This window comes from Acidobacteriota bacterium (assembly GCA_003696075.1).
Lineage (GTDB): Bacteria > Acidobacteriota > Polarisedimenticolia > J045 > J045 > J045.
On sequence record RFHH01000072.1, the window covers coordinates 1 to 22,925 of the forward strand.

The 22,925-nt window shown below is 72.1% G+C and carries 11 protein-coding genes and 2 tRNA genes; 1 reads left to right on the forward strand and 12 read right to left on the reverse strand.

What is annotated here, in order from left to right; all coding sequences use genetic code 11:
- The 11 genes from D6718_04605 to D6718_04655 all read right to left on the reverse strand — a co-directional run.
- On the reverse strand, window positions 1-133 hold a 133-nt coding region (locus D6718_04605; GenBank protein ID RMG46941.1), incomplete at its 3' end, for a hypothetical protein.
- 598 nt (window positions 134-731) lie between these two features.
- Window positions 732-2,006 (reverse strand): hypothetical protein, encoded by a 1,275-nt coding sequence (locus D6718_04610; protein RMG46942.1) that lies wholly within the window; start codon window positions 2,004-2,006, stop codon window positions 732-734.
- Window positions 2,007-2,040: 34 nt separating this feature from the next.
- Window positions 2,041-3,096 carry an ABC transporter permease gene (locus tag D6718_04615; GenBank protein ID RMG46943.1) on the reverse strand — a complete coding sequence of 352 codons (1,056 nt, stop codon included), beginning with the start codon at window positions 3,094-3,096 and terminating at the stop codon, window positions 2,041-2,043.
- Window positions 3,051-4,337, reverse strand: a complete 1,287-nt coding sequence (locus D6718_04620; GenBank protein RMG46944.1) for an ABC transporter permease — start codon at window positions 4,335-4,337, stop codon at window positions 3,051-3,053. Before D6718_04620 ends, D6718_04615 begins: the two co-directional genes overlap by 46 nt.
- Complete coding sequence (locus tag D6718_04625) at window positions 4,004-5,770, reverse strand: hypothetical protein (GenBank protein RMG46945.1); 1,767 nt, start codon at window positions 5,768-5,770, stop codon at window positions 4,004-4,006. The genes D6718_04620 and D6718_04625 overlap by 334 nt, the downstream gene beginning before the upstream one ends.
- A 19-nt stretch (window positions 5,771-5,789) precedes the next feature.
- Entirely contained in the window at window positions 5,790-9,875 is a 4,086-nt protein-coding gene (locus D6718_04630) for a HAMP domain-containing protein (GenBank protein ID RMG46946.1), read from the reverse strand.
- A gap of 59 nt (window positions 9,876-9,934) precedes the next feature.
- Window positions 9,935-10,678 carry an endonuclease gene (locus D6718_04635; GenBank protein RMG46947.1) on the reverse strand — a complete coding sequence of 248 codons (744 nt, stop codon included), beginning with the start codon at window positions 10,676-10,678 and terminating at the stop codon, window positions 9,935-9,937.
- A gap of 458 nt (window positions 10,679-11,136) precedes the next feature.
- A complete protein-coding gene (locus D6718_04640) occupies window positions 11,137-12,369 on the reverse strand; it encodes a hypothetical protein (GenBank protein ID RMG46948.1) in 1,233 nt (410 codons plus the stop codon).
- Window positions 12,347-17,602, reverse strand: coding sequence for a GAF domain-containing protein (locus tag D6718_04645; protein RMG46949.1), 5,256 nt, complete (start codon window positions 17,600-17,602; stop codon window positions 12,347-12,349). Before D6718_04645 ends, D6718_04640 begins: the two co-directional genes overlap by 23 nt.
- 216 nt (window positions 17,603-17,818) lie before the next feature.
- Window positions 17,819-17,894: transfer RNA gene (locus D6718_04650), tRNA-Ala, on the reverse strand.
- Between the two features lie 43 nt (window positions 17,895-17,937).
- Window positions 17,938-18,012, reverse strand: a tRNA-Val gene (locus D6718_04655).
- A gap of 367 nt (window positions 18,013-18,379) precedes the next feature.
- Here D6718_04655 and D6718_04660 point away from each other — a divergent pair.
- Window positions 18,380-21,175, forward strand: coding sequence for a vitamin B12-dependent ribonucleotide reductase (locus D6718_04660; protein RMG46950.1), 2,796 nt, complete (start codon window positions 18,380-18,382; stop codon window positions 21,173-21,175).
- A gap of 33 nt (window positions 21,176-21,208) precedes the next feature.
- Here D6718_04660 and D6718_04665 read toward each other — a convergent pair whose 3' ends face one another.
- A complete protein-coding gene (locus D6718_04665; GenBank protein RMG46951.1) occupies window positions 21,209-22,522 on the reverse strand; it encodes an L-lysine 6-transaminase in 1,314 nt (437 codons plus the stop codon).
- Window positions 22,523-22,925: the final 403 nt, after the last annotated feature.

The window sequence follows — 22,925 nt, forward strand, 5'->3', positions numbered from 1 at the left end:
GTGCCATGTGGGGGGCGTCGTGATACCGGATGGCGTCGACGACGAGGGACGGGACGCTCCAGTTGGCCAGCAGGTCGGCTCCCACGCGCGGCGACAAGGGGACGACCGCCCGCACCACGGTTTCCGCCGGCATCGGCTCGCAGCGGCCCTCCTCGACGAGGGCGGCGTACGCACGGACCAGGAGCGGCTCCCCGATCGCGTGGAGCAGCCCGGCCAGGAACGCCTGCTCGTCGGTCGCCTCCGCCCGCTTCGCGAGGTGACGCGCCGCAGCGGCGACGAACAGGGAACGGCGCCAGCACGAGGTGAGGTACGCCTGCAGCTCCGGGATGGGACAACGGAACATCGCTTTGCCCGCCACGCCGACGACCACGGCCACCACCATGTCCGTTCCCAGTCGCGCGATGGCCCGATCGAGGTCCGTCACCTCGCTCAGGCCGGCGTAGCGCGCCGAGTTCGCCACCTTGACGATGTTCGCGGCGAGCGACGGATCGAGGGCGATGACACGGGCGAGGTCCTGGGCATTGTGGTACGGGCGCCGCGTGACCTGCTGAACCTTGGTGGCGACCTCCGGCATGACCGGCAGGTCCACGCGCCCCTCGGCGACCTCCTGCTCCAGCAGCGCGGTCAGTTGCTCGGCGGTGTTCGCCAGCGTTCCGGAAGTCTCCACGGGACCGATCCTCCGCCGCCCCCCCCTGGGGAATCTAGGACGCGCGCGGGGTCCCGTCGACGGCTCAGAGGGCCGCGCTCTCGCGGCTCCGTGCCGCCTTCCGGCGGCGGTGGAGGCGGCGGCCGCACCAAGGACATCCCCGCCAGCGCGGGGAAACGCCCCAGCCGCACCCGGGACACGGGACCTTGAACTCGATGTCCCAAGAGAGGCTCTCCCGGCAGTGGGGACAGAACCGGGCGTACAGCGGCACGGCCTGCCGGCACGAGGGGCAGCGGCCACGGCACTCGCACGGATCCTTGCCGCGGCGCGGCCGGAGGAACTCCGTTCCGCACCACGCGCAGTAGTTCCAAGTCGGGCTCCGCTCCCACGAGCAGCGCGGACAGCGCCCCGGTAGGCGGTCCGACCAGACGAGCCGCTTCCGGTCGGCACACTCGGGGCAATAGCGCATGTGGGTGATCAGGTCGGTCCCGCACCCGGCGCAGATGCGCCGGATGTCGTAGTAAGCGTCGAGGAGCTGCTCGAGGTTCCGCCCCCGCCTCCGGATCGGAATCTCGGCGAGCGCTCGCCGGAAGGCCGCCATCGAGGCGAACCTCCGGCGCGGGTCGCGCGCCAGGGCCCGGAGGAGCACCGGGCGGAGCGGTTCCGGGACGCCGCTCATCTGCCGAGCCAGCCGGCGGCGGTCGAGCCGCAGGATCCGATAGGCGATGATCGCCGTCTTCGCCTCGCCCCACGGGACCTTGCCCGTGAGCATCTCGTACAGGACGACGCCGAGGGCGAAAATGTCGGTCCGCTGGGTGGCGTGGCCGCGCATCTGCTCCGGGGGCATGTAAGCCAGCGTTCCGGCGCCCGACCCCGTCTGAGTCGACAGTCCGAGATCGCGCGCGATTCCGAAATCGCACAGGATCGGCCGCTTCGACCGTCGTTCCACGATGATGTTCGCCGGCGTCAGATCGCGGTGGACGAGGCCCTGCTCGTGGATCGCTTCGAGCGCCTGGGCCAGCTCGATCGACAGATCCACCGCCACGGCGACGGGGAGCCGCCGGTGGAACTCGAGCAGGTCGGAGAGGGTCGGCCCCTCGAGGAAGTCCATGACGAGGTACAGCCGGCCTCGTTCGTCCTCGCCGACCTCGTGCACCCTGACGACACCCGGGTGGGAGATGTACCTCAGCCCGCGCGCCTCGCGCAGGAGCGATTCGTCGCCCATGCGGTTGGCGACCTTGACCGCCCGGAGCTCTCTCGTGATCCGGTCCCGGCACAGAAAGACGCGCGCGAATCCGCCGGCGCCCAGCTCGTTCAGGATGCGGTACCTTTTGTGCGCGTCGACGTATCCGCCCTGCACCGTACCAACCTCGTCCTCGACCGGCCCCTCCGGCTCACCCGCGCCGGACCTCCAGCCGCGTGCGCAGCCTGTCGGCCGCGGCGTTCAAGGCGATCACCGTGAGTCCGAGGAGGGCGCCCGGGAACGTCGTGACCCACCACGCCTCGAACAGCACGTCGCGGCCTTCGTTCAGAATGTTACCCCACGACGGCAGGGGCAGCGGCACGCCGAAGCCGAGGAAGGACAGCGACGCCTCGAGAAGCACGAAGGGGCCGATCCGCAGCCCGGCCGCCACCGCCAGCGTGCTCAGGGCGTGGGGGAGGAGGTGGCGGAACGCGATCCGGGCCGGACCCGCTCCGGAGGCTCGCGCGGCCACGACCATCTCCGACCGAGCCAGCGCCCGGGCATCGGCGCGGACCAGCCTGGCCAGCGAGGGCCAGCCGGTCGCGGCGATCAGGAGCGTGAGTCCCACGGGGCCGGTCCGCACGGTGGCGGCGAGCGCCATCACCAGCACGACGCGGGGGAAGGCGAGAAGGGTGTCGCCGAGTCGGGACAAGGCGGCGTCCACGAAGCCGCCGGCGAGGGCCCCGCCGAGGCCGATCACCGCCCCGAGGAGCGCCGCGCCGGCGACGCTCCCCATTCCGATGAGCAGCGAGGTGCGGCCCCCGGCGAGGAGGCGGGCGGCGAGATCGCGACCGAGCCGGTCGGTGCCGAGGGGGTACCACAGCGTGCGCACGACCGGCCGCCCGTCCGGTCCGACCTCGAGATCGCGCAGCGGGAGGCGCCGCCATCGCGGCCCGCGCCGGTACAGCACCTCTTCTCCCTCGACTCTCCAGCCACCGGCGATCCCCGCTCCCGCCGCCCCGCGTCCCGCCACCGGAACGATCCGGCCGTCCCGGCGCACCAGCGCGGGGACGCGCGACCCGGGAGGAAGCAGTCGCAGCGCGGCCGGATCGGGCGAGCCGAAAGGATCGAGCGGGAGGAGGGAGGGAGCGACCAGGATGCCGCCCAGAAGGGCGAGCACGCCCCACAGCCCGACCGTCCGGGGGACCATCCGGGGCGGGCTCATCGTCCCCTCGGCTCCGGGGCCCGCCACCGCGGGTCGAGCCATGCCGAGAGCAGATCGGAAAGGGCCGCTCCGGCGACGACCAGCACGGCGATCATCGCCAGGCCCCCGAGGGCCAGCGGCACGTCGCGGGAGGCCAACGCCTGCTGGTGGACGCGGCCCAGCCCCGGCCAGGAGAAGACGACCTCCACCACGACCGCGCCCCCGACGAGGGAGGGCAGGGAGAGCCCGAGGAGCGTGACGGCCGGATGCAGCGAGCCACGCAGGGCGCGGAGGAGGATCCGCCCCGGCCCCAGGCCCAGGGCCCGAGCCGCTCGCACGTGCGGAGCCGAGAGCTCGCGTCCCAGGGCGGCGGCATGGTGACGCGCCACCGGGGCGGCGCCCGGGACACCGAGAACGAGGCACGGAAGAAGCAGGTGCCGGAGGAGGTCGAGCGCGCCCCCGCCTCCCGGATCGTGCATGTGGGACGCGGGGAGAAGGTCGAGGCGCCATGCGAAGAGGTAGACGGCCAGGAGCCCGAGCCAGAAGGGGGGGAGCGCGTCGAGCGCCGGGAGCCACCTGTGGACGAGGGCGGCGGTGGCGCCGCGGGGGCGCACCGCGGCCCGGGTTCCGGCGGCGAGGCCGATGGCGAAGGCGAGGACGATCGCCGACCCGGTGAGCAAGACGGTCGGGCCCAGGGCGTCGATCAGAACGTCGCGGACGGGACGCTGGTGGCTGATCGACACCGCGAGGTCGCCGCGGAGGGCGTGTCCGAGGAACGCCAGGTAACGCTCGAGCGGCGGGCGGTCGAGGCCGAACGCCTCGCGCAACCGCGCGCGGTCCGCCGCCGAGAGCGTCGGATCCTCGGCCCAGCCGGCCTCCCCGGGCGACAGCTCGAGCAGCGCGAACGCGACCGTCACCACGAGGAGCACCGTGAGGGCGCCCCCCGCCGTCCTCCTCAGCAGGGCGACGATCAGCGGCCGGGCTCGAGCCACCAGTGTTCCACCCCGGCGAGATCGTCGTTCGCCAGCATCGACTCGACGCCGTGCACCCGGCGGCTGACCCCGGTCAGCCGCATCGCCCGGAACAGTATCGTGTACGGCTGCTGGGCGTGGAAGACCGCCTCCCACCGGTGCCAGAGTTCGGCCCTCCGCTTCGGGTCGAGCGTTTCCGTGGCCTCGAGAGCGAGACGGTCCCCCTCCGGATCGGACCACGACCCGAAATTGTTGCCTTCCGAGCCGCAGGCGCGGGCCGTCAGAAGATCGGCGATGTCGGTTCGCAGGGAGGTCAGCCAACCACCGATCCACGCGTCCATCTCGCGCCTTGCGATCAGCGGATAGAACGCGGAGTTGTCGACGGGACGGACCGTCACGGCGATCCCCAGCCGGGCCAGGTCCCTCTGGATCATCACCGCCGCATCCCGGCGCGTGCGGTTTCCCGCCTGCACGAGGAGTTCGAAGGCGAAGTCGCGGCCGTCCTTTTCGAGGGTGCCGTCGCCGTCGCTGTCCCGGAACCCCGCATCGCGGAGGAGCGCCTTGGCCCGGTCCGGATCGAACGGCCAAGGGGCGAGGTTCGGGTCGTGGTCGGGAAGCGGTGCCAGGATCGGCGACGCCGGAACCTCTCCCTCCCCGAGCAGCACGGTATCGACGATCGTCTCCCGATCGATGGCGAGCGTGAGCGCCTTGCGGACGCGTGCGTCGCCGAACAGAGGGTGGGGATGCTCGCGCGCCAGCCGTGCCACCTCCTCCGGATCGTCCGGGCAGTGGGACCGGCCTTCCCGGTCGCACCACCGGAGCCGGGCCGCGCGGTAATCCCGGTACGCCGCGGGGTCGAGCACGTTCCACCCGACGTACGTGTAAGCGGGCCGCGGCCTTCGCACGACCATGAGGTCGGCCCGCCTCGCCACCTGGGCGGCGGCGTCCGGAGAGAGGGCCAGGGCGAGGTGAATGTCGCCGGAGAGCAACTGCGCGAGCCGGGCGGCGGGATCCGGGACGACGCGCAGCACCAGGCGATCGAGCCACGGCAACTGAGGATCGGCGTAGTACGCGTCGTGCCGCTCGAGGACGATCTCCTGCGGGTCCGCGGACTCTCCCAGCCGGAACGGACCGGCGGCCGGGAGCTCGCGGTTCCAGTCGATCTCGCGCCAGGTGTCGAACGGCCTCTCCCGGAGCGAGCGCGGGAGGATGTGGAGATCGTTGGCGTCCATGACCATCCCCGGGTAGGCGCGGGTGAAGTGGAACACCGGCGTGGCGTCGTCACGGCACTCCACGCTCTCGACGAACCGCTTGATGGAGGCGGCGCGCCAGGCGATCTTCTCGGATGTCTGGACCTCGAAGGTGAACGCCACATCCTCGCAGGTGATCGGATCGCCCGTCGTCCACCGGCCGCTCCGCCGGAGGTGGAACACGAGCGTCCGCCCGTCGTCCTCCGTCTCCCAGCGCTCGGCGAGAAGGGGAAACAACCCCGCCTCGTGGCGATCGTCCGGAAGGCGTTCCTCGGCGAGTCGCGGGAGGACGCGGTTCGCCACCAGGAGCGACGCGGAGCTCCGTGCCAGGTAGATGTTCAGGGAATCGGGGGCCGCCGGGATGCCCACCACCAGGGTTCCCCCGGCCGCCGGTTCAGGGGAGTCGGATTCCGGTCGCGAACAGGCGGCGGCGACGGCTGCGAGCAGCAGGCAGGCCCCTGCACGCGCCAGCGTTCGAACACCGTGTCTGTCGACGGTCCTCACGAGCCCTCCCATCCAGGGGTTATTTCCCCCGTCAACCTCGGTCTCCGGCGGGGGAGGGACCAGCCCTTCCCGCCGGGCCGGTCCCGGCCGGCAGCACGATCGTGAATCGCGCCCCGCGGCCGGGCGCCGTGTCGATCTCGAGGCGGCCGCCGTGGGCGGCCACCGCTTCGCGCACGATCGGCAGGCCGAGCCCGCTACCTTCCCTCCTCGTCGTCGCATCCGGCTCGAGGAGTTCCGCCACCTTCTCGGGGGCGATTCCCGGCCCGTCGTCCTCCACCGTGATCCGGACCTCGTCGGCGTCTCCTTCCCACCGCACCTGCACCCGGCCCCCGCGCGCCACGGCGGCCAGCGCGTTGTCGACGAGATTCACGACGGCGCGCCGGAGCAGCCGGGGGTCGGCCATCACGTCCGGCAGCCGGTCGGGCCCCTCGAGGTTGACGCTGACGCCCTCGGGGGGCGCGAGGAGGTACGGGGAGAGCCACTCCCGGATGCGGGAGGGCAGATCGACCGGCTCGGGGCGCGACACGAGCAGGCGGGCGTAGTCGGAAAAATCGCCGGCGGTTTCCCGGAGGACGGCCACCTGTTCGGCGATGGTCCCGAGAAACCGGTCCAGGACCTCCGGGAGCCGGGGATCCCGGCTCTCCCGCAGGCTCCGCACGTGATCCACCATGAGGCTGATCGGGGTGAGAGGATTCTTGATCTCGTGAGCGATCCGGCGCGCCATCTCGGCCCACGCCACCAGCCGCTCGGAGCGGACCGCATCGGTGAGGTCCTCGACGACAAGGAGCCGGGATGGATCGCCCGCGCCCGCCGGCCCCGGCAGGTCGACGGCCTCCAGGCGGTACACCGCCGTTTCGCCCGCCTCCCGGCGCGTCACCCGTTCCGTTTTCGCGCCGCCGGCCCGCGCGAGGGCGGCGGCGGCGCTCCGTAGCGGTCCCCCGGATTCCGGCAAGGGCCATCCCGGTTCCGCCCCGAGAAGCTGCCGCGCCTGGGGATTCGCGGCCCAGACGACCCCGCCGGGCGAGAGCGCGACGACGGCCACCGGGATGCTCTCGATCAACGCCTCCATCGCCGCCCGCCGTCGCTCCAGGGAGCGCTGCTGCCGGTCGAGCGATTCCGCCATCGCCCGCAGGGCACGGGCGAGTGCCCGGGTTTCCGCGTAGCCGGTTTCCGGAACGGGCACGTCGAATCGACCGGCCGCGATGCTGGAGGTGGCCCTCTCGAGCTGGGAGAGCGGGCGGACGAGCCGGCGCGTGGCCGGGACGAGAAGGGCGCCCGCCAGTGCGACGAGCAAACCGGCGCTCACCACCAGAGCGCGGTCCACTCCCACGACCTCCGCTTCGAAGCGCCGTTCGGCGCCGCGGAGCGGAACGGAGAGGACGCCGGCCTCCATCTCCCCCGGAGCCCGGTACGGGCCGTGCGCCACCAGCGGGCCGGTCGCGAAGGCGGGTTCGAGCAGAAGCGGGACCCGGCTCACGGCGATCGCGCGTTCGATGTGGCCCGGGAGCCGGGAGGGCCACAGCCCGGCGCGGGTGAGGTCCGGGCGGCTGGTGGCGACCAGCTCACCGTTCTCCCAGGCGAAGAGGTCTTCGCCCAGCTCCCGGGCGATCCAGGAAGCGATGGCGTCCCTCTCGTCGCGGCCGCCGAGCAGCCACGCGCTCTTCCCCTCGACGGCGAGGAAGTCCTCGAGAAGTCGGCGAGCGATGCGCGCGGCGCTGGCGCCTTCGGAGGTGAGCTGGTGCTGCGCCTGCCGCCGCGCGGCGGCCCTCCCGGCGGCCCCGAGGACGAGCAGCGGAAGGAGTCCGGCCGCCACGAGGGAGACGGCGAGGTGCGTGCGGAACTCGCCGGCAAGCCGGGCGAGCCGCGACACGGTCCGGCCGACGACGCGGCGCGGCGCGGCCAGGAGCGCGCCGACGCACGCCCATGCCGCCGCCAGTGCCCCGTACCACAGGCCCCAGCCGAGGGCGATCGCGGCCAGCGTCAGCCCGTCGGGGGGCACGAGCACCGCCGTCACCGTCCCGGAAGCGTCGGGCATCTCGTACAGCCACGCGGGGCGGCCCTTCAGGCGGGCCAAGCGCCATCTCGCGCGTGTCGGGGGTGCCCGCGGTGGGGCGGGCGGGGCGTCCAGTTCGGCGCCGAGCTGGCGGCCCGCCTCGTCGAACCAGGCCAGACGGGGCTCCAGGACGGGATCGGGTAGCACGCGCGGGGGGCGGGGACCGGAGCGGGCTCGGAGGAGAGGATCGTCCCCGCGACGGCCGGGAAGGTTGCCCGGAGCGACGAGCACCCCTGCCACCCAGCTCCCCCCGTCGGGGCGGAGCGATTCGACCGTCAACAGCGTCACCGTTCCGCTGATGCGCTCGAGTTCCACCAGACGCGGCCCGTCGATCCGGTGGGGGAACGGGCCGGTCGCTTCCGGATCCCTGCTCACGAGGCGCGATCGCGGGGCGACCGGAGGCAGCCCGGAGACGAACGCGTCCGACGGGACGTCCGGTTCCCCCGGCCGGTACTTCCACACGCCCGAGGCCAACCCGTCTCGGCCCAGGGGCGAACGCCACCACAGGTCGATCGCATCGCGATCGGGAGCGAGGACCTCGGCCTGTGGTGGCGGGACCGCGAGATCCAGCGTTTCCATCAGGTCGCGGGTCCACAGCCGCTCGCGCTCGCGCAGCGACCGGGCCAGACCTCGCTCGGTCCGACGGCGGGCTGCCGGAGTCAAGCAGGCGGCGTGGACGGCCCCCGACGCGATGCCGGCAGCGAGGCCGGCCGCGGCGAGGGCGACCGCCGGACGCGCCCCGCCGGCCCGGAACGCGAGCAGGAGTCCCGCCCAGGTGGACCCGCCGAGCGCCAGCGAGCCCCACCAGTCCACGCCGAGCAGGCGCGACAGGCCGGTGAACCGGGCGCTCGCCGTGGGTGGGCCGCCTGCGGCCAGCGTGCCAGCTCCGGTCGCGAGCAGTCCCGCCAACGCCAACATCACCCCGGCGGCCAAGGCCGACCGGCGGATCCACGCACGGCGTCCCAGGGGGACGGAGGCGGCCACCCCCACCAGGGCGAGCATCGTGAGCGCCGCTCCCGCCGGCTCCCGGAGCAGAAGCGACCCCCAATCCCGCGGCCCGACACTCGGCGGTGCGAGGACCAGGAGCAGGCGCGCCAAGGGAAAACGCCACCACCCACTCCCCGAAACCAGGGCGAGCCCGGCGAGCACCGCGGCTCCGCACCAGGCGGCGCGACGCCGCCGGGTGTCCGCACGCCGGGCGGCGAGTTCCGCGGCCGGCGGCATTCCGAGGCTGGCGAGGCCGGCGCGCCTGGAACCGGGAACCATGAGCGGGACGAGGGACCAAAAGGCCACCTGCGGCCCGCCCGGCCCGGAAGGACCGAACCGGGCTCGCACGCCCTCCCCGATCGATTGCCAGCGGACGCGCACCGTGACTCCCGCCGGGACCGCCCGGGCCATCTCCCCGGCGTCCGGTTCGGGCGGGAGCGGCCGCTCCGCGGCGACGATCAGCCCCGCCCCCGGGGGACCCGCCGCCCGCCGCGCCACGAGGAGCCGCAGCGCCAGCCCGCGCCTCAGCACCAGAACGGCCGGGGGGCTATCGAGCGCCCGGAGGAGCACCTCGCGCTCCGCCGGCGTCAACACGGTCGTCCATCCCGACCAGACGTGGGTCGTCGCCGCGTCGGCGGAGAGCACCTCGAGACCGGTTCCCGGTCCCAAGCCCCGCTGCCGGCGTTCCACCCAGGTGTAGCCGCCCCCGGCCGGAGGAGGGTCGCTCACCGCCCGGTCCAGCCGATCGACCCACCTGTGCCACACGCGTTCGATCTCGGCGGTGGCGACCGGCAGCAGATCCGCCGGTTCGCCGGGAGGCCGGAGATCGGGCAGCGCGGGAACGGCGGCCGCGAGGAGAAAGGCGAGGGCTGCGAGGGAGTCCCGGGGTCCCAGGCGCCGGCTTCCGGCGGCGACCGCCACGAGCGCCGGCACGGCGAGACCCAGGGCGGCCAAGCCCCAATGACGCCCCGGCGCGAGCGCCGCGGCGAGGGCGGCCGCCGGAAGGATCCGGGTGGCGGCGAGGCGGACGGTGCGGATTCCGCGAGAGTCCGGTGAGGTCGCGCGCAGCGTCGCCATCCCGGTCGAACGTTACCAGCAGCCGGGGGTTCCCGGCGAGAGCCTCGGGCGCCCCGCCCTCAGCCGCCGGCGGCGAGACGGAAGTCCGCCACGACGGGCAGGTGGTCGCTGGCCACCTTCGACCGGTTCAGGCGGCAACGCCGGACGCGTTCCAGGCGGAGCGGACCGCGATAGTAGATCCGGTCCAACGGCCCCGTGGGCGAGAAGGACGGATACGTTCGAATCGGCCGGGCCGTGCCGCCCCGGTCGGTGGCGCACCGGAAACCGAGGCCCGAGACGAGGGTCGGCCGGAGGAGCGACCGCCAGTCGTTGAAATCCCCGCCGACGAGGCACGGGCGGCTCGGCTCCAGTCGAGCGAACTCCGGACTGCACAGAAGAACGCCGAGCTGCTGCGCCCGCTCCCGCGCCGACAGCCCGAGGTGGAGATTGAACACTTCGAGGGGCGGGGCGCCGGCGGGAAGCCGGATCGTGGTGTGCTGGCAGCCGCGCCTTTTGCGGCGGCCGATCGTGAGGTCGATGTTGCGCTCGCGGAGGATCGGGTAGCGGCTGAGCGTGGCGTTGCCGTACCGTCCCCGGCGAAGCTTGACGTTGTGCCCCACCGCGTAGTGCTCGTAGCCGAGGGCGAGGGAAAATTCCCGGGCCAGGTCCATCTCCCGCGAGCGCGGCACCCCCTCGTCGACCTCTTGGAGGAGGACGATATCGGCGTCGTGGTGCTCGAGGATCTCGATGATGCGATCGGGCCGGAACCGTCGGTCGACGCCGATCGCGCGGTGGATGTTGTAGGTGAGCACGCGCAGGCGCATCGGGGCTCCCGGCGAGAGCTCTCGTTGCGGCGCCCCGCCGCGCTCCGGAGGGGCCGGCGCGCGGGACGGGGCTTCCCTTGACAGGATGGGCTCGCGCCGGCGCCGCGGCCATCAAGCGGAAAGGCCCGCCTGACGGCGGGCCTTCGGAGCGCTTGGTCGCCACGGAAAAAGGAGCGGGTCGGTCGGCGCGGCGGAGTGTCCCGACAGGAGGTCCCGGAGAACGGGGCGGGTCGTAGGACCCTCTTGGGCTGGGCGCTGCGTTTTGGGTTGTAACCGCTCTCCGGGTCCTCCGTCGGGTCTTTCCGCCTTCGCGCCCCCCAGTACTGCAACCGGTGTGCCAGCCGGCGAGCCGGCCGGCGCACAACAACGAACGATCGAGAACGCCTTTCCCGGCCCCCGGCGGGACCCGCGGTGTTGCAGAGTCCGCGCCCGTTGCATCGTGCAACGCCCGCGACCGTTCACTCCAGGACGTTGACGAGGCAATGGACGCCGCCCTTGAGATCGCTCGCCGCCGTGGGGACCTCGACGACGCGATAGCCGGCCTCGGCGAAGGGGGCGGGGTCGAAGGCCGCGCCTCCCGGAAACCGCGGCAGGAGCAACGTCCGCCGGCCGGTCTCGGCGTCGGTGTAAGGCACCGCGTTCAGCGGATGGCGGTACGCGGCGAGGTCCGCCCCCGATACGGGGATCTCCACGATCCGGTAACCGAGCCTCGACAGGCGCGACCGGAGCCGAACGGCGAAGGCCGCCGCGTCTCGGACCGCCGGCGGGTCGCCCGGGCCGACCTGCGGAAGGGCCAGTGCGATCCGGTCCTCCCCGAGCGGGAGGATGACCTGGTCGAGGTGGTACAGAAGAGCCGGCTGCGGGCGGCCTGGATCGAGGATCACGGTCTCGTCGGCACCGAGGGCCCGGCCGAACAGCCGCGCGAGCTCCGCGGGACCCGGCGGTGCATCTCCGAACGCGCGCGCCAGTGTGCGCGTCTTCCGAACGGCATCGCCGCCGACGATCACGACCCGGCGCCCCCCCACCACGTCCGCCACCACGTTGCCCCCGTTGAACGCCGCGGGAAGGACAGCGACCCTCGCCCCCGGCAGGCGGAGGTGATCCACGAACGCGGTGTCGGGAACGAGGCGGCCGGGTGCCGCGTCCGGGGGGCCGAGCAGATGGCGCTGGACCCACGGGGCCAGCAGGACGAGCTCCGCGCCGTCCCGCACGACCTCGAAGAGGTCCTGCGCCCATCGCGTCCCGTGAAGGAACGCCAACTCCTCGTCCTGGGGAAGAACGCGGACGAGGCGGTCGCGATCGGGGAGGAGGAGGAAGAACGCGCTCCACGGCGGCGCCGGGCGGCCGTAGGGGACGATCTCCACGGACGGGGGTACGGGACGGCTGAGCAGCTCCTCCCGGATGCGGGACTCGAGCTCCTCCGGGACGAGGAGCTCCACCTTCGAGTAGCGCGGGAGGCGTTCCAGGATCGGGCGCTGCCAGGACAGGTCTCCGTCGGTGGAGCGCACGGCGAGGAGCACGCGCCGCGCCGCGCGGGACGGCTCGGGCTGGAACACCGGGTGTTCCGGCAGGCGGCCCGGCCTCGGCGAGTCGAAGCCCGGTCCGCCGGGGGCGCAGCCCGCGGCGGCCAACGGCGCCGCGGCGAGCAGGAGGATCGCCGCGAGGCGCTCAGCGCAGGCCGAGCTGTTCACCGTACTTCCGGATCTTCCGGTACAGCGTGGACCGGTCGATGCCGAGCATCCGGGCGGCGCGCGTGCGGTTGCCTCCGGCTGCCCGGAGCGCCTGCCGGATCTGCTCGAGCTCCGTCTGTTCGAGCGTGCCCACCGGCGCGGGCGCCCGGCGCTCGCGGGCCCTCTCGAGGAAAAGAGCGTTTTCCAGGACGTCGACCTCGGTGATCACGTCGCCCTCGGTGAAGGCGGCGAGCCGGGTGACCTCGTTTTCCAACTCCCGGACGTTCCCCGGCCAGTCGTAGCGCAGGAACAGCCGCAGAGCGGCCGGTTCGATCGACCGCGGCCGCCGTCCCTCCTTCGCGGCCTGTTGCTGGAGAAAGTGCTCCACGAGCAGGCCGATGTCCTCCATCCGTTCCCTGAGCGGTGCGAGGTGGACCCGGCCGACGTCGAGCCGGTAGAAGAGATCCTCGCGGAACCGGCCTTCGCGGACCATCGTCGCGAGGTCCCGGTTGGTGGCCGCGACGATCCGCACGTCGACGTGTCGCGGCGCATCCTCCCCCACGCGCCGGATCTCGCCGAACTGGATGGCCCGGAGCAGCTTGGGCTGCAGGGCCAGGGGCATTTCTCCGATCTCGTCGAGGAAAAGCGTTCCGCCGTCGGCCTGCTCGAACAGTCCTTTCCGATCGCGGTCCGCGCCGGTGAAGGCACCGCGGCGGTGGCCGAAGAGCTCGCTTTCCAACAGCGTGTCCGTCAGAGCGGCGCAGTTCACGGTCACGAACCGCTTCTTCGCTCGCGGGCCGTTGTAGTGGAGGACGCGCGCGACGAGGTCCTTTCCCGTTCCCGACTCGCCCGTCACCAGGACGGGGATCTCCGTGTGAACGAGCTTGTCCAGAGTGCGGTAGACCTTCTGCATCGCGGGCGATGCGCCGACGATGCAGTCGTAGCGGAACCTCACCTCGAGGTTGGACTGCTTTTCGAGCAGCTCGACGCGCTGCTCTTCGACCGTCTCCTGCAGCCGCTCGTTCAGGCGCCGGATCTCCTCCGCCTGGCGCCGCAACTCGGCCACGAGTCGCGCGTTGCCGATGGCGATGCCGGCCTGGTCCGCCAGGAGAGAAAGCAGCCGAACATGCTCCGCATCGAACAGCGCGGACGCCCGGCGGGAGTCGAGCACGATGGCGCCGACGACCCGGCCGCGGACGGAGAGCGGGACGGAGAGGACCGAGCGCAGCCGCAGGGCGTGAACCGAGGCCACCCGCGACAGGCGGGCGTCGGACAGCGCGTCGTGCACGAGGAGGGCGCGCCGGTCTTCCATCGTGCGGCGGGCCACGGAACGGCTCAGCTCCCGGTCGGGACCCGCGAGATCCTCGCCCCCGGCACCCCGAGCCAGCTCCGTCGACGTCTCGCCCCCCTCCTCGAGGAGCACGAACCCGCGCTCCGCGCCGGTGAGCTCGACGGCGGTGTCGAGAAGCGTCCTCAGGACGGCGTCGAGCTCGAGGGTGGAGTTGAGGGCCCGGTTGATCTCGAGAAGACGCTCGAGCGCTTCGACTCTCCGGGAACCCGCCGCCGGGACAGAAGGCGGCGGGGCCACCGTCCGGCTGGACGCCGCTTCCTGCTCGAGAACGTTCCGGGCCCGGAGCTGGGAGCGGAACCGCTCGCGGTCGGCCCGGTCCATCGCCCCGAGCAAGGCTTCGAGTCCCGCCCTCGCTCGGCGGGCGGCCTCGGACGCGGCGCTCGCGTCGCCGAGGCGTCTCGCTGCGGCGGCGAGCGCTCCCCAGGCCCGCCACGCCCAATCCCCTCTCTCCGCGCGCTCGAGCGCCTCGCCCGCGGCCCGGGCCTCTTCCACCGCTCGCTTGAGGTCGCCGTCGGGACGCTGGAGTTCGCGTTCCGCAGCGAGGAGGCGGACCAGCGCGTCGAGTTCCGGGTCGCGGCGCCCGTGGGCCGCGCGCTCCAGCCGGCGCAGGGCGAGGCGAAGGCGATCGTCGTCCCGGACCGCCAGGCAGACCTCGGCGAGGCCGCACAGCGCGTCCCGCTCCACCTGCGGCGCACCGTCCCGCCGGGCGAGGAAGACCGCCTCTTGAAACGCTTCCCGCGCCTTTTCGGGCCGGCCGGCGCGAAGGTGCACCCAGCCCTCGAGGCTTCGCCGCTCCGCACCGATCAGGGTGTCCCAGGAGATTTCCTGCGCCCGCCCGACGAAGGCGAGCACTCTCGCCAGAACCCGTTCCGAAGCGGCCAGAGCCGAGCCCGCCTTCGCCGCCCGTGCGGCGTCGCGCGTCCCGGTCGCCAGCTCCTCGGCGGACCTCACCCGGCCGAGTTCGAGGAGGATGCCGGCCCGGAAAGCGGCGGAAGAAAGCCGCTCGGACTCCTGCCCCAGATGGGTCCAAAGCCGCTCCCCGGCGAGCAGCTCCTGGATCGCTTCCGAGCGGCGCCCCGATCCGGCGAGCGCGCGGGCCAGGCACGTTCGGGAGGCCGCCTCCGCGGCGAGGTCGCCGGCGCGGCGCGCTTCCTCCACGAGGCGGCGGCCCAGCTCCACCGCTTCACCCGTCTCCCCGGCCGTCAGCAGGGCCAGGAGCCTCCCGCGAGCGGCCGCGCCCCGAAGGTCGGCCTGCCCGGCCTCCGATTCGGCTTCGCGGAAGCGCTCGATCGCCGCCCCCTCGTTGCCACCGGCGAGCGCGAGGCGTCCCAACCCGATCCCGGCGCGCGCGGCGAGATCCCCGTCGCCCGAACGGCGCGCCTGGCTCAGTGCGGACAGGAGGCGGGCCTCCGCTTCCCGCGCGAGCCCCCGGCGCTCCAAGGTCTCGCCGATCTCGACCAGGGCGAGGGCGCCGGAGCGGGTCTCGCCCAGCTCGTCGAACAGGGCGAGCGACTCCTCGAGCATCGCCAAGCCCCGGTCGACCTCGCCGCGTCTCGCGTAAAAAGCCCCGGCGGCACACAGGACGGCGGCGAGCGTCCCGGGGGGGCCGGCGGCCCGCGCCGAGCGCTCCGCCAGCGCGAACTCCTCCTCGGCCTCGGCCAGTCTCCCTGCGGCCGCGAGCGCCTCGGCGCGGGCCTGCCGCACGGCGGCCTCGTCGGGAGAGGAAGAGCCGGAGGGCTCGGCGAGCCAGCGGTCGGCGAGCCGGATCGCTTCGAGCGGAGCACCTCCGGAAACCGCCTCTCGAATCGCGGCGGCGAGGAGGGGAAGGGCCTGCTCGGTCTCTCCGGCGTCGAGGAGATGGAGGGCCCGTTGGCCCTTCGCCTCCGGCCGATCGGCGAGCCGTTCCGCCCACCTCCGGTGCAGCGTCCGCACGGTCCGCGCGTCGGAGAGAGCGAGGATCTCCGGTGCGAGAGCGGGAGCGGCGAGCAGGAAAGCCATCGACCCGTCGGGCGTTCGCACGCGGCGGACCAGTCCCGCCTCGATGAGGTCGTCCAACTGCGTCGCGCTTCGCGCGAGGCGCGGGTCGAGCGCCTCGAGATCGGCCGGTCGAAGCGGCTCGGCGGCCACGGCGAGCGCCGCGAGGATCGCCCGGCCGCCATCCCCCAGGCGATCCCACGAGGACTGCAGCCACTCCCGGGATCGCGTTCCCGGCTCGCCGAGCTCCGCCAGGATCTTCTCGGGAGGTCCGGCCGGCTCCCTTCCGACACGGCCGGCGCGGACCAAGGCCTCGACGGTCTCTTCGACGAGCAGCGGGATGCCGCCCGTGCGCTCCGCGAGCGCTCGGCCCCACTCGGCGGGGAGGGACGGGCGTCCGAGCATCGAAGCGGCCATCCGCGCCACCGCCTCGGCGTCGAGAGGGGGGAGCGAGACGAGGTGGGTCCACGGCGCGGCGCTCTCGAGCGGGTCGGAGGGGCGGGCGGTGATCACGACGAGGCACGGGAGCGAGGCCCCGGCCGCTCGGGCCAACCAAACCAGCTTCTCCCTCGATGCGTGGTCGGCGCGGTCCACGTCGTCCGCCAACAGGACGAGGGGGGCGGTCCTCCGGGACAGAACCTCCTCGATCGCGGCGTCCCCGCCGGAGGGGGTCACCGCCGCCGCGATCCGGCCGGCCAGACCGAGAGGGCGGCGCGGCGCCTCGTCGGAGCGCACGAGCACCGCCTCGACCCCGGCGAGACGCGCGGCGAGGCGGAACTCTCCGAGCAACCGCGACCGGCCCGAGCCGCCGGGGCCCATGACCATCCAAGCCTCGCCCGCTCCCGACTTCACGCGCTCGAGGGCCGCCTCGAAACGCTCCATCAGCTCCCGGCGGCCGCAGAAGGCGGGGGCCAACGGCCTTCGCAGGGGAGGCGCGCGGTCCGGCCGGCGGCCCGAAAGAGGCGCCAGCGCCTCCCGGACCTCCCCGGCCGTCGCCGGCCGGTCGGCCGGGTCCTTCGCCATCAGGCGGAGGATGAGCTCCGCCAGACTGTCGGGAAGTCCCGGTACGAGCGTGCGAGGGTCCGGGACGCTTTCGCGGAGGTGCGCCCGGAGCAGCTCCCAGGGGGTGGCGCCCGTGAAGGGGTCGCGCCCGGTGGCGAGCCGGAACAGCACGCATCCGAGGCTGTACAGGTCGGCCCGGCCGTCCAGCCGCCCGCCGTGCAGCGTCTCGGGCGCGACCGTCGCCAGCGTGCCCCGAACGACCCCGTCCCCGATGTCCCTCGCGCGGTCGACGAGACCGAGGTCCATCAGCCACACCGGGGGCGGCTCATCGTCCAGATCGGCGCCGACGAGGATGTTGCTGGCCGTCACGTCCCGATGAACCAGCCCGCGATCGTGGAGAGCGCCGAGGGCGTCGAGGACGGCGTCGGCGATCCTGGCGAGATCCGACCATCGCGACTCCCCGAATCGCAGCCGCGCAGCGGGCTGGCCCGCGACCAGGTCCATCGTGAAGTACGGAAGTTCCGGCGCTTCCGGCTCGCCCGGGGGCCTCGCGGTGCCGAAGTCGTGGACCGCCACCAGGTGGGGGTGCCGCAGCTCCGTCAGGAGGCTGAACTCCCGATGGAAGGCGCGGACGAGCGAGGCGGGATCGGCCATTCCCTCCGGACGGAGGAGCTTCAGGGCGAGTCGCCGACCGGTTTCCCGGTCGGTGACTTCGTAGACGGTAGCTGCCGCGCCCGCGCCGATCGGGGCGACCACCTCGTACCGGCCTGCGATCGAAAAGGACCCGGCCACGGGTCCCTTATGCCCCGTCCTGTTGCAAAGCGCAACGGCTGAGGCGGCACGCCCCGCCCCGGACAGGCGCCGGGGGCGCCGGGCGGGAGCGGTCGCGAAGGCCGGAAAAGCCGCTTCTGGGCCGGTTCGGGCCAAAAAAGAAGGCCCTCGTGGAGGGCCTGGCAGGTAGAGGAAAAGGAGCCATTCGTCCCGGAGAAGAGCAATATGTGTGCCATGGACCCGTGGCAAGGGACCGGGAGCAAGGTACTGGCTCGGGAAGGGTTGCCGGTCACCATCGGGTGACGGGGCCCGCGTCGTTTTGACGTACTGGGTCAGTCTGACAGGAATCCGGACCGCGGCGGCCGGACGGACTGGTGGACCGCAAGGGATTCGAACCCTCGACCTCCGCGTTGCGAACGCGGCGCTCTCCCAGCTGAGCTAGCGGCCCCCTTCTCGTCGACCGGTTCCCCGGCCACATCCAGCGGGGCGTCTGGTGGGGCGTGAAGGATTCGAACCTTCGACTTCCACCGTGTGAAGATGGCACTCTACCACTGAGTTAACGCCCCGAAACCGACGCGCGCCCCGCGTGCCGGCGGCGGCGGGGCGCGGGAAGTGATAGCACGCGCACCGGTACGTGTCCAGGAGTCGGCGTGCCGGTGGCCGCCGCGCCGTCGCACCGGGCCGGAGCCTGCCGTGCGGCGGGGAGCAAGTCGTGTTATTCCTATATGTTGGGCTATCGACCGAGGAGAAGCCCTATATCTTGTGGTTCGGGTCTTGACAACGGGCGCTCGGTCGCGATACGTTGCGCCGGTCGCTGCCGGCCGGCCCTGTTCGGGATTCGTCGCACCTTTCCGGAGGGTCGGCGTAGGGAGAGGAGGTCCCCGGCGGCCACTCGAACAGGGAGAGAAGAAACCGGACCGGCACGCCGGTTCAATGGAGGAGGATCGCATGCCCTTGCAGAACAGCCATCAGGAGATGCCCGCACGCGAACCCGAGCCCACGGGAACCACGCGCCCGCTCGACAGCGGCCGGGCGATGCCGGCGACGACGCTCGGAGGGGGGCCGGGTCTGACGATCCGACGGCTGTTCACGCGCGAGGGGCAGGACCCGTTCGAAGCGGTCGACTGGGAGAAGCGCACGGCCAGCATCACCTCGGGCGACGGCACCGTCGTCTTCGAGCAAAAGGATGTCGAGGTGCCGAAGAGCTGGTCCCAGACGGCGACCAACATCGTGGCCCAGAAGTATTTCCGGGGGACGCTCGGCACCCCGGAGCGCGAGTCCTCCGTCCGGCAGCTGGTGAGCCGCGTGGTCGACACGATCACCCGCTGGGGGGAGAAGGGCGGCTATTTCGCCACCGCGGCGGACCGGGATGCCTTCCACGACGAGCTGGTCCACATGCTGCTCAACCAGCAGATGGCCTTCAACTCGCCGGTCTGGTTCAACTGCGGGATCGAGCCGCATCCCCAGGTGTCGGCCTGCTTCATCAACAGCGTCCAGGATTCGATGGCCTCGATCCTCGACCTGGCCAAGACCGAGGGCATGCTGTTCAAGTACGGATCGGGCACGGGGAGCAACCTCTCCGTGATCCGCTCCTCGAAGGAGAAGCTCGCGGGTGGGGGGACGGCGTCCGGCCCGGTGTCGTTCATGCGCGGCTACGACGCGTTCGCGGGCGTGATCAAGTCCGGCGGGAAGACGCGGCGCGCGGCGAAGATGGTGATCCTCAATGCCGATCATCCGGACATCGAGGAGTTCGTCCTGTGCAAGGTCCGTGAGGAGCGCAAGGCTCACGCCCTGATCGAGGCGGGCTACGATCCGTCGTTCAACGTCCCCGGAGGCGCGTACGACTCCGTCTTCTTCCAGAATGCCAACCACTCGGTCAGGGTCACGGACGAGTTCATGCGGGCCGTGGTCGAAGACGGCGAGTGGACGACGCGTGAGGTCACGACCGGCAAGCCCGTCGAGACCATGAAGGCGCGGGATCTGTTCCGGAAGATCGCCGAGGCGGCCTGGGAGTGCGGCGATCCGGGCCTGCAGTTCGACACGACGATCAACCGGTGGAACCCGTGCAAGAACTCGGGCCGGATCAACGCCTCGAACCCGTGCTCGGAGTACATGTTCCTCGACGACAGCGCGTGCAATCTCGCGTCGCTCAACCTGCGCAAGTTCCTCCGGTCCGACGGCACCTTCGACGTGGAGGCGTTCCGGCACGCGGTGTCGGTCACGTTCCTCGCCCAGGAGATCCTCGTCGACAACGCGAGCTATCCGACGGCGAAGATCGCCGAGAACTCCCACAATTTCCGCCCCATTGGCCTCGGATACGCCAACCTCGGCGCCACCCTGATGGCGCTCGGCGTTCCGTACGACTCGGACCGCGGGCGCGCGATCGCCGCGGCCATCACGGCGCTGATGTCGGGGGAGGCGTACCGGACATCGGCGGAGATCGCCCGCGACCACGGGGGGCCGTTCCCGGAGTTCGAGAAGAACCGCGAGCCGTTCCTGGAGGTGATCGCGAGGCATCGGTCCCACGCGGAGGCGCTGCCCGACGACCTCGTGGAGCCGAACCTCCTGGCTGCGGCCCGGCAGGTGTGGGCGGAGGCGGAACGGCTCGGCAGCGAATACGGCTTCCGGAACGCCCAGGCCACCGTGCTCGCGCCGACCGGAACGATCGCCTTCATGATGGATTGCGACACGACCGGCATCGAGCCGGATCTGGCCCTGACCAAGTACAAGCGGCTGGTCGGCGGTGGGATGATCAAGATCGTCAACACCACCGTGCCGGTGGCGCTGCGGCGGCTCGGCTACGACGCGACACAGATCCAGGAGATCCTCGACTACATCGACGAGCACGAGACGATCGAGGGTGCGCCGCATCTGAAGGAAGAGCACCTCGCGGTCTTCGACTGCTCGTTCCCCGGCCGTGGCGGGAAGCGCGCGATCCACTGGATGGGGCACGCGAGGATGATGGCCGCCGTGCAACCGTTCTTGTCGGGCGCCATCAGCAAGACGGTCAACATGCCGGAGTCCTCGACGGTGGAGGACGTGGAGCAGGCCTATCTGGAGGCATGGCGGCTCGGACTCAAGGCGATCGCGATCTACCGGGACGGCTGCAAGCGGACCCAGCCGCTCAGCACCGGTGCCGCCGCGAAGACCGAGACGGCGCGGCCGCTGCGGCGCCGGCTGCCCGACGAGAGGGAGTCGATCACCCACAAGTTCTCGATCGCCGGCCACGAGGGCTATATCACGGTCGGGCTGTATCCCGACACCCGGCAGCCGGGGGAGATCTTCGTCGTGATGGCGAAGCAGGGTTCGGTGGTGTCGGGCCTGATGGACTCGTTCGCCACGGCGATCTCCCTGGCGCTCCAGTACGGCGTGCCGCTGGAAGTCCTGGTCAGGAAGTTCAGTCACGTGCGGTTCGAGCCCTCCGGATTCACGAACAACCCGGAGATCCCGATCGCCAAGTCGATCGTGGACTACATCTTCCGCTGGCTCGCCCTGAAGTTCCTCGACAACGAGGACGCCGCCGGCGGTGCCGGGGACCTCGAGAAGCCGGAGCCCGGCGCGGAGCGGCCTCCTGCGGACAGGGCGCGGGAGTCTCTGGCCGGCGAAGAGCAGAAGGTGTGGGCCGGAATGGCCGATGCTCCCCCGTGCCACGAGTGCGGGACCATCATGGTCCGGAACGGCGCCTGCTACGCGTGCATCAACTGCGGCGCCACCTCGGGCTGCTCCTGACCGGGACGGCGGGCGGCCCGGCGGCCGCCCGCCTCACGTGGCCGCGGGGAGCACCCGGTCGAGGATCTCCACCGCCCGCCCCACCTCCTCCTCTCCGAAGATCAGGGCGGGCCTGAACCGGATCGAGCGCTCGCCGCACGCCAGGGTCGCCAGGCCGGCGTCCCAGCAGGCGCTGCGGACCCTGTCGCGGCGCTCACCGTCGGGCAGGTCGAACGCGAGCAAAAGCCCCCGCCCCCGGACGTTGCTCACCGCTCCGTGGCGCCCCGCCAGCTCCTCGAGCGCTTCGAGGAAGATCCGTCCGACGCGAGCGGCGTTTTCGACGAGGCGGTCTTCGTGCATCACCTCGAGGTATCGCGCGCAGCGGACCATATCGACGAGGTTCCCGCCCCAGGTCGAGTTGATTCGAGAGGAGACGTGGAACACGTTGTCGGGCACCTCGTCGATCCTCGTCGTGCTCATGATTCCGCAGACCTGGGTCTTCTTGCCGAAAGCGATGAGGTCGGGGACGGCTCCGAGCTGCTGGAAGGCCCACATCGACCCGGTCGCCCCCATCCCGGTCTGCACCTCGTCGAAGATCAGCAGGGCATCGTGTTCGTCGGCCAGCCTGCGGAGCTCCTGAAGGAACTGAGGGCGGAAGTGGTTGTCGCCGCCCTCGCATTGGATCGGCTCGATCAGAATCGCGGCGATGCCATGGGGGTCCCGGGCGAACGCGGCCTCGATCTCCTCGACCGCTCGGCGCTCCGCCGCCTCCGCCTCCGCCTCGTCGACGGGGAATCGGAGTTTGGGGTTGCTGATGCGCGGCCAGTCGAACTTCGGGAAATAGGCTGTCTTCGTCGGATCGGTGTTCGTCACGGAAAGCGTGTATCCGCTGCGCCCGTGGAACGCCTCGACGAAGTGGAGGATTTTGTCGCCGCCGCCGGAAATGCCCCGCGCGGCGTTTCGGCGGGCCTTCCAGTCGAAAGCGGCCTTCATCGCGTTCTCGACCGCCAGAGCGCCGCCGGCGATGAAGAACAGGTAACGGAACCCGTCGGGGACGGCGAGCCGGCGGAATGTCTCGACGAAAGCGGCGTACTCCCTGGTGTAGACGTCGCTGTTGGCCGGGTTGGCCAGGGCGGCGCGCATCAGCGACCGCTGAAAATCCGGATCGCGCATCTTCGGATGGTTGTGCCCGAGAGGGAGGGTGGCGAAGTACCCGTAGCAGTCGAGGTATTCCCTGCCGTCGCGGGCGTCGACCATCACGTTCCCATAGGACCGCTCGAGGTCGATGACGATATGAAAGCCGTCGACGAGGATGTTCCGTTCCAGGATGGGGAAGACCTGGTCGGCTGGGACGCTGATTTCCGGCATCGGCGTTCTCCTGGGAGGATGGACGCCCACCCAGCGAGCCACTGGCGCGGGTCGGCGGCCGGATAGTCTAGACCGGGACGACCTCCCGCCCGCAAACCGTGTGAGGTGCTTCCTTCGCGGTGCGTTTTCGGTGCCGGGTCTTCGTTGGCACGGTTCCTGACCGGACCGCCGCGGCGGGGCGGGAGCGTTCGGGTCGGCTCCGCTGGCGGAATCAAACGAAACGAACGAAAGGGCGGCCCCGCGGGCGCGGCGGCCGGGCCGAAACTCGGAGACGGAGCGGCCTTCCGTCGCCTTCGGATCTTTCGGGCTCGGCTCTCGACTCCCCGCTCACGCCGCGGGGAGCTTCTCCTTCGGCCGGGCCCGCAGCTTCCGCTCGTACGCCTTCCGGTAGCTCGCCGGCAGA